Source organism: Paucilactobacillus vaccinostercus DSM 20634, from assembly GCF_001436295.1.
GTDB classification, from domain to species: domain Bacteria; phylum Bacillota; class Bacilli; order Lactobacillales; family Lactobacillaceae; genus Paucilactobacillus; species Paucilactobacillus vaccinostercus.
Genome location: NZ_AYYY01000005.1, coordinates 65,184 through 78,066, shown reverse-complemented (window position 1 = coordinate 78,066; position 12,883 = coordinate 65,184). Strand labels below are relative to the sequence as shown.

Below are 12,883 nucleotides of genomic sequence, written 5' to 3'. Positions count from 1 at the left end.
TAATCCTTAATTCATCAGTTTAATTAAGTATTTAAATAATTAATCTAATCAATTATTTTTAAGTAATTTAAGCAAAAAGAAATGGGAGACTAACTAATTGCTTATCTTAGTTAGTCTCCCACTTCATCCTAAAATCGAAACTGTTAATTCACTCGTGTGTAAATTCTTAATCTAAAATGCTAAAGCCAAGGCTCGAAATATCTTTATCGAAGCCCTTGACCGTATCGATTGAAACTTGAAGAGAAGATTTACCCACCTTGTTTAGTTTAGCCAAAATCGTTGGTGGTACAGTAATCACATCAACCCCCATTGCCTGAGCCTGATAAACATTAATAACTTCACGCGTTGCAGCCCATAGAAGTTTAGCAGAAGGGTGCTTCTTAGTTAATGTCACACTTTGCTTAACAAAGTCTGTTGGATCCTGTCCCGTATCGGCTACACGACCAGCAAAAATTGAAATCAGTGATGGCACATCATCATTCACGTTTGCAAGCGCATCCTCAACCTGGTCCACTGTTGCAATTGCGGTTACGTTAACCTTAATACCAGCATCTGATAAGGCTTTGATCAATGGTCCGTTGCTCGTCCCATCCGCTAAAATAATCGGAATTTTAACAAAAACATGATCTCCCAGTGCAGAAATTGTTTGGGCTTCCTTTTTCATTGTTTCATGATCACTACCAAATACTTCAAAAGAAATACTGTAATCCGGAAATTCACTAATCACTTGCTTGGCAAATTCCATATAATTGGTAATTCCAGCTTTCTTCATTAAAGATGGGTTGGTTGTAAAACCAGTCACGTAGTCCTTTTTAGCGTCTTCACGCATATCTTCAATAATCGCACCATCTGAATAAACTTCAATATCAAATTTTTGATTCATAACCTTATTCTCCTTTTATTGAGCAGTGTTATTTAAATTTTGTAATACTGCATTATTAGTGCCAATGATTTTGACCAAATCACCGATAATTTGTGTACTATCCACTAGCCACTGGTTCTTTGGTTGAATTACTTTCCGGTCGGTAACCGGATTGAATAGGATAACTGGAATGGGCCCTTGATGTTGTCGAATAAACTCGTGAAGGCGAGTTTGAACTTCCTGGTTCTGATGTTTCGCATCAATTCTTAGTACCCATCGCTTACCTGTTTGCGCGTTTGCTGTCGACTGATGGTATTTAACTGCCAGTTGCTGGGCTGCTTCGATTGAGGCCGCAACGATTTGAAGACCTCGATTCAGTTCCACACGGCCACGAACAACAATTATTTGATCTTGGTCTAATAATTGCTGTACTCGTTTAAACAACTTGGGAAATACCGTAATATCGACAGTTCCAGACTGATCGCTACCAGAAACAAAGGCCATCTGATCACCACGCTTAGTTCGAATCACCTTGACATGTCCGACAAAAATAATCATTGTCACCGTCATATTCTCACGTAATTCAGCAATCATCGTTGTCCCAAGTTGGTGGGCCAGATCAGTATACTGATCCACCGGGTGTCCGGAAAGATATGCCCCTAAGTATTGTTCCTCAAACGCCAGACGCTTGGTTAACGAAAATTCCGCCCGCTCTGCAATCGTCGGTTTTAATTCTTTGAACAGGCTCAGGCTCGCACCCGTTAATTCCACACTGTCGAGTAATCCGGTAAGTGCTTCAATTAACTCAGCACGATTATAGCCGAGGCCGTCAAAAGCCCCTGTATAAATGAGTGGCTCCAAAATTTCCTTTTTACGCCACTTCGTATCCATTCGCTGGATAAACGACAAAAGATCTTCAAACGGGCCATTGCTTGTTCGTTCATTGACGATTGCCTCGACAAAGTCTCGACGCATCCCCTTAATCACGCTTAGCCCAAATATAATGGCATCCCCATGGAAGGAAAATTGTACCTCACTACGGTTAATGTCAGGTCCTATCACTTTAACCCGTCGTTTCTTGATCTCGGCTAAATATCCTTTGATTTTAGCCGGATTATTAGCCACGGAGTTTAGTAGTGCTGTAAAAAACGCTTCGGGAAAATGAGTCTTCAAGTACGCCATCTGGAAAGCCATCTTTGAATAGGCGACTGCGTGTGACCGATTAAACCCATAACGTGCAAATTGGTCGATATAGTCAAACACTTGCTCAGCTACCGCCCGTGAATGCCCCATTGCCTGTGCGCCAGCTATGAACTTATCTTGCATCTCATCCATTACGGCTTGCTTTTTCTTGCTCATCGCTCGCCGTAATAAATCAGCTTCTCCAAGTGAAAAACCGGCAAGTTGTGAAGCGACCTGCAATACTTGCTCTTGATAAACCAAAATTCCATAAGTAACGCCCAAAATTGGTTTCAGGGACTCATCCGGGTAGGTAACAGGTTCCTGACCATTTTTTCGTTTAATAAAGTGATCAATATTTTCCATTGGTCCCGGACGATACAACGCGTTTACGGCCACAATTAATTCAAAGTTATCCGGATGCAATGACACCAGTACGTTTTTAATCCCATTAGATTCAAACTGAAAAATACCGTTTGTATCTCCCTGCTGGAACAACTGCAATGTTTCTTCATCAGCCAACGAAATTTGAGTCAGTGAGAATTCAGGCGTTTCACGTTGAATAATGGCCATTGTCTGGGCAACAATCGTTAGATTACGGAGACCCAAGAAATCCATCTTCAATAATCCTAACGATTCTACAGTATCCTTGGTAAACTGGGTCATCAATAGTCCCTCACCACCATCTTGTAGCGGGACAACGTTAATTAAGGGTTCATCTGACAATACAATTCCCGCCGCATGGGTCGAATAATGACGCGGTAATCCTTCCAAGCGCTGCGCTACCTGGTACAGCAGCTGGTTTTTAGTAGTTTCACCAACGAGCGTCCGTAACCCCATCGAATCTTGATAGGCCTGATTCAGACCAATATGCAACTGATTGGGCACTGCTGCACTCCACGCTGATAATTCTGACTGCGATAAGCCAAATACTCGACCAACATCTCGAATCACTTGCTTGGCCGCCAGTGTACCAAACGTAATGATCTGGGCAACCTGCGTATGACCATACTTATCATGCACGTATTGAAGAACCTCTCCACGCCGATTATCCGGTAAATCTAGATCAATATCGGGCATCTGGGCGCGTTGAGGATTCAAAAAACGCTCAAACAGCAACTGATACTGCAACGGATCCACATCCGTAATTGCTAATGCATACGCCACTAGCGAACCGGCTGCTGACCCTCGCCCCGGGCCGGTCGTGATTCCCTGGTCATGAGCAAAACGCATGACATCCCATACGATTAGAAAATAATCATCAAATCCCATCTTGTGAATAACCTTTAATTCCTTGGCCAGTCGTTGGGTATAATCGGTAACCGTAATACCAGGCGCTAGGGTGCGCTGTTTCAGTCCTGACAAGCAAAGCTGTCGTAAATAATGCTGTGAGTCTTGACCATTAGTTGTTGGAAAGGCAGGCAATACAGGCGGTTGAAAGGTAAACACCACTTGACACTGTTCAGCTACTTGTTGCGTACGATATACTGCCTTTGATAGTTGGGCAGCTTCGTAGGCGGCAACCTCCGTCGTCATATCACGCAGATAATGTGTTCCTAACTGGTGCGCTAAACTTTCAGGCTGTTGAAACTTACTTCCCTGATCAATTGAGCGTAACACTTCAACGGCAAAATGGTCGTCGGCATTAAGGTAGCCAACCCGATTTAGCGCAACTTCCTCGGTATGAGTTGCATCAACCAGTTGATGAATCGATTGCCGTAAAATGGGATCCGTATATGGATTCACACCGATCAAAACACTCTGTTCATCTGCATCGCTTTGCCATTGCACAAGTAGATCACGTGCTTGATCACTATTTCCCTGCTGCACCAGCCGGTAAACATCCCCATTCGTTGGATGAATTACAAAGACGTGTGCCAGCATTGGCTTGACTTGGGAATAAGTGAGCCGTGTTTTTTCATCACCGGTATTTTGTAGCGTCGACAGCTTCATTAAATTCTGATAACCCTGCCAATCCTTTGCTAGCAAAACAACTGGGACGGTCACACCTTCTTCAGCAACACTATTCATTCGGAGTGTTAACCCAATAATGGGATGAATGTCAGCTTGCCGAGCAGCATTGTAAAACTCAACGGCACCGTATAAAACGTCCTCATCAGTCAACGCTAGCGACCGATAACCACGTTGTTTGGCAGCAGACACCAGCTGGTCAATTTTAGTTGTACTATTAAGCAAGCTATAACTACTTAATACTTGAAGTGGCACAAACTCCATCATTATCATCCTCTCAACGTAATTATACCAAAGACCACCCCCAGTCATGAATAATGATTCTCGTAATTAATCTATACCAATACCATCAATTTCGATGATAACAGCTTTAATATTGATGGTTTATTGTTGAATTGTCAAGTGTTTATCACAGTAAATTATCGTTTATAAAAATCTATACCAATTTAAGATGAATCCATTATTTTTTCCTTTGTCTATTTTCAGATTTAGTGATAAACTAAAGTATGTAAATTGAGAGGGTGAGTAAACATGCGTCTTATCGTTCAGAACCTGGTTGCTGCCTTTTGGGCATTCATCTTAGGTGAAATTTTGGGTTACATTGGTAGTCAACTTGATTTATTGACTATCCAACCGCTCGAAATGGGAATTATTGCTATTGTGGTAGCATTAGCTGGGGTTAACAGCTTTTACTACATTACTCGTAGCGCTGAATTAAAAGAAGATTAAATTAAATAATAAAAAAGTCATGGCAATGATTGCCATGACTTTTTTATTGACCTTGTTCGACCGTCAACTCCGCAATTTTGCGCAAAACATCCACGGCCTGCTCCATCACCTGTAACGAGATAAATTCATAACGTGAATGCATATTTTCGCCACCCGCAAATAAATTGGGCGTTGGTAATCCCATGAACGAAATTTTCGATCCGTCCGTACCACCACGAACCGGATAAATCACGGGCGCAATGTCAAGATCAACCATCGCCTGTTTTGCAACTTGAACAACAGCCATATGTTTTTCCATCACTTCACGCATGTTGTAATATTGATCCGCAAGATGCAAAGAAATTCGTGGCTCATCAAACTGTTGGTTAAGCTGGGCAACAATTGCCTGTAACTGTTGCTTGCGATGCTCAAACAACTGACGATCGTGATCTCGAATAATATAGTTCATTGTTGCATGATCGACCGTCCCGGCTAAATGATCCAAATGATAAAAGCCCTCACGGCCTGCAGTTAATTCAGGACGGTCATGCTTAGGTAACATATCATGGAGATTCATTGCAACCTGCAATGCGTTCACCATCACACCTTTAGCAGTCGCCGTGTGTACATCTTTCCCTTGAATTTCAATTTTAGCCTGCGCTGCATTAAACGTTTCGTACTCCAGTTCTCCCAACGGGCCACCATCAACCGTATAGGCAAAATCTGCATCGAAATCCTGAACATCAAAAAGATCTGCACCGGTCCCAACTTCTTCGTCGGGGCCGAACCCAATTTTAATCGCACCATGTTTAACGTCTGGATGTTCATAAAAATACTGTGCCAGCGCCATAATTTCAGCTACCCCGGCTTTATCGTCAGCACCAAGAAGCGTGGTACCATCAGTCGTTATCAGTGTATGACCGGCATACTGTTTTAAGGCCGGAAAATCCTTTAAGGAGAGCACATACTGTCCCTCTTTATCGAGTAAAAGATCAGTATGGCCATCATAGTTTTCGATCACCTGTGGCCTCACATTATGCGCATTAAAGTCAGCCGTATCAATATGGGCAATTAGCCCAATGGTTTGCACTTCGTCCGTCACATTGCTTGCAATCGTCCCAATCACATACCCATTTTTAGGATGAATATGAACGTCTTGCACACCAAGTTCCGTCAGTTCCTGAGTCAGTTGCTGAGCAAACTTAACCTGCGTTTGTGTTGAAGGAATCGTGTTTGAATTTTCGTCAGATCTAGTTTCTATCTCAGCATAACGGATAAACCGTTCTAGTAATCCATCGTACTTCGTCATTGTATCGCCTCCACATTTTAAACAAACGTAAATGGATCGGTATTGAGCTGTGACGCATAAATATCAACCGCCCAATCATTTTCCGTACACCATTGTGTGAATATCTGTTGTAAATATGATTTACAAATGCATTCTATATGATGCCCAGGATCCACTGTGACTAAATCATGTGCAATCATATCATGACCAACGTGATACGAAACATCACCTGTCACGTACGCGTCTGCACCTTTTTTGAGAGCATCTAAATAAAACTGGCCCCCCGAGCCCCCTAAAACTGCAACACGGTTAATCATCCGGGGATGAGCAGGCTGAATTAGGCGTAATCCACGAACACCGAACACTTGTTTGCAATGCTGGGCAAACGTCATTGCATCCATCGGTTGCGACAAATTACCAACCCGTCCCATTCCGTACAGTAGTCCCGTTTCAGGATCAATACCACCTTTAAGTAACGGTATCGTCTGTTGCAGTCCCAGTTGTTGTGCTAGCCAATCATTCATGCCCCCATTGGCATTATCGAGATTGGTATGCGCACCATACACAATTATGTCATGTTTGATTAGTTGGGCATACATTGCATTCTGAGGATCCCTTAAATCTAAATTTTTAGCTGCATGGAACACCATTGGATGATGTGCAAAAATGAAATCAACATGATATGCAATAGCTTCATCCACAACTTCAGGTCGCACATCTAATGTAGTCATCACCGTTTTAACCTCACGCCGCGGATCACCAAGCTGAAGGCCTATCGGATCACCGTCTTCGGCAATTGCAGGGGGGGCAAACCGTTCAAAACGCTGAATTAAATCCTGACCAATCATGCCAGCACCTCCTGAATTGCTTTAACCTCGCTTTGGAACGTCTTAATTTTATCTAAGGGCGGATTTTTTGCTGCTTCCATATGCTGAATAGATTGCTTTAAATGTGTTAACTGTTCTTGCCACTTAGCTTGAAAAACATCACTTTGCTGTTGCACAAGATATGGACCGAATAGTAGCTGAGCCTCTGTATACATAATCGGATCAGTGGCTGGCTGGGCGACGATAATTTCATAAGTATGCCCATCCTCAGCAAGAATTTCTTCAGCAATTATCTCGTAATCATGTTCCATTAGCCACTTCCGTAGACCGTACTCACCCACATTAGGTTGCAGAATCAATCGAGTTACTGTCGATAACTTAGCTAATCCATGCTCCAAAATTTTAGTAATCAACGTTCCTCCCATTCCCGCAATGGTAAGGGTATCAATCTGATCATCCAAGTTAACGGCATCCAATCCGTCCGCCAGGCGTGCGATAATCACATGATCCAAATTTTGACTCTTTATTTCATGAACCGCATTCTCGTACGGTCCCTTAACAACCTCACCCGCAACGGCAAACGAAATTTTTCCTTGTAAAGCTAGAAAAGCCGGCAAATAGGCATGGTCCGAACCAATATCGGCCATCCTGGCGTGCTCCGGAACATACTTAGCAACTGTTGCGAGTCGTTTTGATAACTGTTTTGCGTCCATCATTTCACCTCAATAAAAGTTTAATCATAAAAAAAGGAAGCGTCAATCGCTATCCGTAGCCGAGAGAGTCTTCCAATCTTGTTAACTATTCTAAGAAATCCTTTAGTTGTTTTGAACGTGATGGATGACGTAACTTTCTTAACGCCTTAGCCTCAATTTGGCGAATCCGTTCACGGGTAACACCAAAGACCTTCCCAACTTCTTCAAGCGTCCGTGTCCGACCGTCGTCTAGACCGAACCGAAGACGAAGAACATTTTCCTCACGATCTGTCAGGGTATCCAAAACATTTTCCAACTGTTCCTTCAACAACTCATAGGCTGCATGGTCAGCAGGACTAGTTGCATCCTGATCTTCAATGAAGTCGCCCAAATGTGAATCATCCTCTTCACCAATTGGGGTTTCGAGCGATACAGGTTCTTGTGCAATCTTCAAAATTTCACGTACTTTTTCGGTTGGCATATCCATTTCGGCACCAATTTCTTCAGGGGTTGGTTCCCGTCCCAAATCCTGAAGCAATTGACGCTGAATCCGGATCAACTTATTAATCGTTTCAACCATGTGCACTGGGATACGAATCGTCCGCGCTTGGTCGGCAATCGCACGGGTGATCGCCTGACGAATCCACCATGTTGCGTAAGTCGAAAACTTGAATCCCTTGCGGTAATCAAATTTTTCAACGGCCTTCATCAAGCCCATGTTTCCTTCTTGAATGAGGTCTAGGAATTGCATTCCTCGCCCAACATAGCGTTTAGCAATTGAAACCACCAAACGAAGGTTAGCTTCTGCTAATTCTTGCTTAGCTGTCTCGTCGCCTTCTTCAATCCGAAGTGCTAGTTGTACTTCTTCTTCGGCGCTCAACAAATTAACCCGGCCAATTTCTTTCAAGTACATCCGGACTGGATCGTTGATCTTGACACCGGCTGGAGCCGAGGTGTCATCTAATTCTTTTTTAGATACCTCTTGTGCTTTCAACGCCCGTGGATCTGGTTCACCATTTTCATCGACAACGCTAATTCCTGAGTCTTCGACATTTTGAATTAAGTCATCCATTCCTTCAGCAACCAGACCGAAAGGCGTCGCAATTTTATCGGTTAATTCATCATACTTAATCGTTTTCTTCTTTTTGTATTCACGAATTAATTTACCAACGGCAGAATCATATTTTTTTTGGTCGAAATCTTCCTTGTTAGAGATAACCTTGTCTTTATCTTTTTTGACATTTTTAGCCATTTAATACTCTCCTTATGATCATAATTGCTGTTGCTTTCTTAACAAATCAATCAATTCAATCGTCAACTGTTGCTCTAATTCTTGGTTTTTCAAATGAGACGCCTCATGCAACTGCATTTTTTTGCTCTTTATTTGCTCTTCAATTGGTGTTTTTTGCATAATGATCCGTATATAATCATTGACGGCATCAATATTAGCACTTTCATCCGTTTGAATTAGCTCAACCTCTACCAATAACTGCTGCAATCGGTCATCCTTAACGTAATCAACAAATTCTGACGCAAGGTACTCGCTATGTGTCTCAAAATAACTGGCCGCCAATAAATAAAGAGTTTGATACGTTTCATGGACAAAAGCAAAATTATCAATATTTTGAACGTGCACCCAAATACCATGATCATGCAGCATTTGCCTGAGGAGCATTCGTTCCGCAACCTGTGTTTGGTCAAGTACCGGCTGTTCTTGCTGATATACGGGCGCTGTCTCAACATGGTTATAATTTTGTTGTGCTTGCTCTCGTTGCACCTGTTCATCGCGCTGACGGGTTAACTCCCGTAACTGGCTTGTTAAATTGGCCTTATCGAGTTTAAACTCTGACACCAGTTGATTAACATAAACATCCTGTTCAATTTCATTTGGAACCCCAGCAATAATTTGTAATGCCGCATTTAAATAGTTGATTTGGTCGGCTTCGTTTTCTAGATTTAGTCCCTGCTTAAGATGTCGCAGGCTAAATGCAACTGGGGTCTGTCGAGCATCCATCAACCACTGTTTAAATTTTTCTGCGCCATATTGCTGTAAATACTCATCAGGGTCAATACCCGCGGGCATCGAAACAACTTCCAATTGAACATTCGTCGTTTGCCCTTGAATCATTTCAAGCGCCCGTTTAGTTGCGTTTTGCCCAGCCTGATCACCATCATAGCAAACATCAAGATTGGAGGTTACCCGTTCAATCATGCTCACCTGTTCTTCAGTCAAACTGGTTCCCATCGAGGCAATCCCATTGGTAACTCCCGCTCGATAGGCCGCAATCACATCCATAAAGCCTTCAAATAAAATCAATTTTTGTTCCCGACGAGCTGCTTTACGCGCAATATCAAAATTAAATAGCACCCGGCGTTTGTTAAATAGTTTCGTTTCAGGACTATTCAGATACTTTGGCATGTCCGTATTTTCGGTTGACAATAATCGTCCTGAGAAGGCAATCACTTGCCCACTACCATTTTTAATTGGAAACATAATTCGATCCACAAAGCGGTCATACAGCTCGCCCTGTTGGTTTTGCGAAAAAAGGCCCGTTTGCTGTAATAAGTCGGCGTCGGTTTGCCGCTCGTGAAAAAACGGCAATAATAGTCGCTGAGGTGGCGCAAAGCCAATTCCAAAATCATTGATAATTTCCGCACTCAGCCCTCGCTGCTTTAAATAGCTTAACGCTGTAGCGCCAGCTTGAGTGTTAACCAAAATATGATGATAAAGCTTAGCCGCTAACTCGTGGAGCTCAATAAGCTGGTGATCAACACTGTTGACCTGTTGACCACCATCAAATTCACTCTCTTGAACAGATTGCGGTAGCGCAATCTGATTATCTTGTGCAATTTTAATAACTGCTTGTGGAAAGGAAATGTTCTCAATTTCCATAATAAATTTAAAAACATTTCCGCCACGACCACAACTAAAGCAGTGAAAAATTTGCTTACTCTCATTGACCGAAAAAGAGGCCGTCTTTTCATCTTGAAATGGACACAGCCCAAACAAATTTTTACCAGATTTCTTTAATTGCACATATTGCCCAACAACATCTGCAATATTAACGGAGTTTCGTACCTGGTCAATAACTTCCTCCGGAATCCTGGCCACCATCAAAACACCTCGGTTCAATTGCCAATAGCTACGAAAAGCCGCTTTCCAATCGGAACGCGACTCTGTTCACACTCACATTTATACATGATACATGTTAACACAAACTACTATATTGTCAATCAAAACAACCTTGCCCGAACATCTTTGTCAAGTTCTCCGCGCTTACTTCACGATCAATGCATCGAGATTAGCAACGGATAAAATCATATTTGATAGTTTTTTCAACTGTTTCAATCGATTATCACGCACTTGTTCATCATCGGCCATAATCATGTTCTCATCAAAGTAAGCATCGATCGCAGTGCGAAGATCCAGCAATCCCGTTAGCTTAGCCGTCACAGACTGCGCCGCAAAGTGATCACTTAATGCAGCCACCTGGTCATGCAAAGCTATTTCGGATGGATTTTCAAATAGCTTTGCATCAACCGTTAACTGATCTTCCGCAAAATCTGCCTTCTTTGAGATTCTCATTACTCGTGTTAAAGCTTCAACCGAAGCTTTAAAGCCATCAGTATTTTTAGCCGTATCAATTGCCTGCTGTGCTTCGATCACGTTTTCAATATCTGACTGTGTGCTTTCAGTAGCAGCTTCAACAATATCATGGCGAATACCTTGATGACTGAAGAGTTGCTTAATCCGATCCTTGATAAAGTCACTGACCTCGTTTGCATGAACAGTCACATCAAATGTCGGAACCACAGATGCCGTCTTCATTGCATCTGAAAATACCGAAGCAATGTTAAGTAATGGCAAGTGCCATTGCTTATCAGCAATAATTCTGACAATTCCAAATGCCTGACGGCGAAGTGCGTACGGATCATTGGAACCACTTGGAATCATTCCAACAGCAAAGAAACTTAAAATAGAATCCAACTTATCCGCAATTGCCAAAATTGAACCAATCTGAGTTTCTGGTAATTCGCCTTCTGCCGAAATTGGCATGTAATGTTCGCGAATTGCGGTTGCTACGGCCGCTGGTTCTCCCTTAAGTAAGGCATACTTTTCACCCATAACTCCCTGAAGTTCGGCAAATTCACCGACCATACCAGTGGTTAAGTCAAATTTATAAATCTGACTAGCACGCTTCAACTCAGCCAGTTCATTATCAGTTAAGTTCAACTGTTGCCCAAACATGGTTGCTAAAACCGATACTCGCTGCATTTTTTCAAACATTGTACTAATTTTATCATGGAAGCTAACGTTTTTAAGACGCTCAACGTACTCGTCCACCGTAACCTGCTGATCCTCTTGATAGAAGAATTGTGCATCCTCAAGACGGGCGGTTAACACACGTTCATTACCGCGGACCACATTATCTAGGAATTGATCATTTCCATTTCGAACTGAAATAAAGTTAGGCAGCAAAGCTCCTGCTTGATCCCGCGCGAAAAAGAAACGTTGGTGATCCTTCATCGAAGTAATCAAAACTTCATCCGGTAACTCAAGGTACTTTTCGTCAAAGTGACCGCTAAACGCTGTTGGCCATTCAACCAAGTTGTTGACCTCTTCCAGCAGGTCTTCATCGGGCTGAACATGCCATTTGTTATCGGTTGCGATCTTTTCAATCTGCTGCCGAATTAATTGCTTTCTTGCATCTTGGTCCGCAATTACAAACTCGTGTTCAAGTGCCCCTTCGTAGTCAGTTGCTTGATTAAGCGTAATATCATGACCTAAGAAACGGTGCCCCTTAGTTTGGTTGCCGGTGGCAACGTTTAAGATTGAAAATGGGATTACTTGCGAATCAAGTAATGCCACTAACCATTTGATGGGGCGGACAAATTCAAACTTATGTGTTGACCACTTCATCATCGTTGGGAAGTTCATTGCCATGATAATGTCTTTCAACCCACTTAAAACTTCATTTACCGTTTTACCGGCAATGTGTTTTTCCACATAAACGTATTCAGTTCCCTTAATTTCCTTAAATGTAATATCATCAACACTCAGGCCTTGACCACGTGTAAATCCAATCGCTGCTTTAGTCCAATTACCATCAGCATCCTGTGCAATTTTCTTTGCGGGGCCTTTAACCTCAGTATCAATATCTGGTTGTTTATCGGCCAGATCCGTCAATAAAATCGCCAGGCGACGTGGCGTCGCATACTGCTTCAATTCCCCAAATTCAATACGTTGTTCCTTTAAGTATTTCGTAACACGTTGTGCTAATTGCTCAATACTTGGTGTTACAACATGTGCAGGCATTTCTTCGACGCCAATTTCTAGTAAAAATGAATGAGCCAT

At 42.5% G+C, this 12,883-nt stretch carries 9 protein-coding genes; 1 reads left to right on the top strand and 8 read right to left on the bottom strand.

Going from position 1 to position 12,883, the window contains the following annotated elements; translation table 11 throughout:
• Positions 1-166: 166 nt before the first annotated feature.
• Both FC26_RS01070 and dnaE read right to left on the bottom strand, forming a co-directional pair.
• Positions 167-883 carry a transaldolase gene (locus FC26_RS01070; protein WP_057777196.1) on the bottom strand — a complete coding sequence of 239 codons (717 nt, stop codon included), beginning with the start codon at positions 881-883 and terminating at the stop codon, positions 167-169.
• A gap of 15 nt (positions 884-898) precedes the next feature.
• On the bottom strand, positions 899-4,276 hold the full coding sequence (gene dnaE / locus FC26_RS01065) for a DNA polymerase III subunit alpha (RefSeq protein ID WP_057777195.1): 3,378 nt from the start codon (positions 4,274-4,276) through the stop codon (positions 899-901).
• Positions 4,277-4,543: 267 nt separating this feature from the next.
• Here dnaE and FC26_RS01060 point away from each other — a divergent pair, with 267 nt between their 5' ends.
• Positions 4,544-4,741: a DUF2929 family protein gene (locus FC26_RS01060; RefSeq protein ID WP_057777194.1), complete on the top strand. Its 198-nt coding sequence runs from the start codon at positions 4,544-4,546 to the stop codon at positions 4,739-4,741.
• A 43-nt stretch (positions 4,742-4,784) separates the two neighbouring features.
• Here FC26_RS01060 and pepT read toward each other — a convergent pair whose 3' ends face one another.
• The 6 genes from pepT to glyS all read right to left on the bottom strand — a co-directional run bounded on the left by pepT (position 4,785) and on the right by glyS (position 12,883).
• Positions 4,785-6,029 carry a peptidase T gene (pepT, locus tag FC26_RS01055; RefSeq protein WP_057777193.1) on the bottom strand — a complete coding sequence of 415 codons (1,245 nt, stop codon included), beginning with the start codon at positions 6,027-6,029 and terminating at the stop codon, positions 4,785-4,787.
• A gap of 17 nt (positions 6,030-6,046) precedes the next feature.
• The gene (locus FC26_RS01050; RefSeq protein WP_057777192.1) at positions 6,047-6,856 is read right to left on the bottom strand and encodes a Nif3-like dinuclear metal center hexameric protein; all 810 of its coding nucleotides are present in this window, start codon (positions 6,854-6,856) and stop codon (positions 6,047-6,049) included.
• Positions 6,853-7,548, bottom strand: coding sequence for a tRNA (adenine(22)-N(1))-methyltransferase (locus FC26_RS01045; RefSeq protein ID WP_057777191.1), 696 nt, complete (start codon positions 7,546-7,548; stop codon positions 6,853-6,855). Before FC26_RS01045 ends, FC26_RS01050 begins: the two co-directional genes overlap by 4 nt.
• Positions 7,549-7,633: 85 nt before the next feature.
• Positions 7,634-8,779, bottom strand: coding sequence for an RNA polymerase sigma factor RpoD (gene rpoD / locus FC26_RS01040; RefSeq protein WP_057777190.1), 1,146 nt, complete (start codon positions 8,777-8,779; stop codon positions 7,634-7,636).
• Positions 8,780-8,797: 18 nt separating this feature from the next.
• Positions 8,798-10,642: a DNA primase gene (gene dnaG, locus FC26_RS01035; protein WP_157060997.1), complete on the bottom strand. Its 1,845-nt coding sequence runs from the start codon at positions 10,640-10,642 to the stop codon at positions 8,798-8,800.
• A gap of 162 nt (positions 10,643-10,804) precedes the next feature.
• Positions 10,805-12,883 carry a glycine--tRNA ligase subunit beta gene (gene glyS, locus FC26_RS01030; protein ID WP_057777189.1) on the bottom strand — a complete coding sequence of 693 codons (2,079 nt, stop codon included), beginning with the start codon at positions 12,881-12,883 and terminating at the stop codon, positions 10,805-10,807.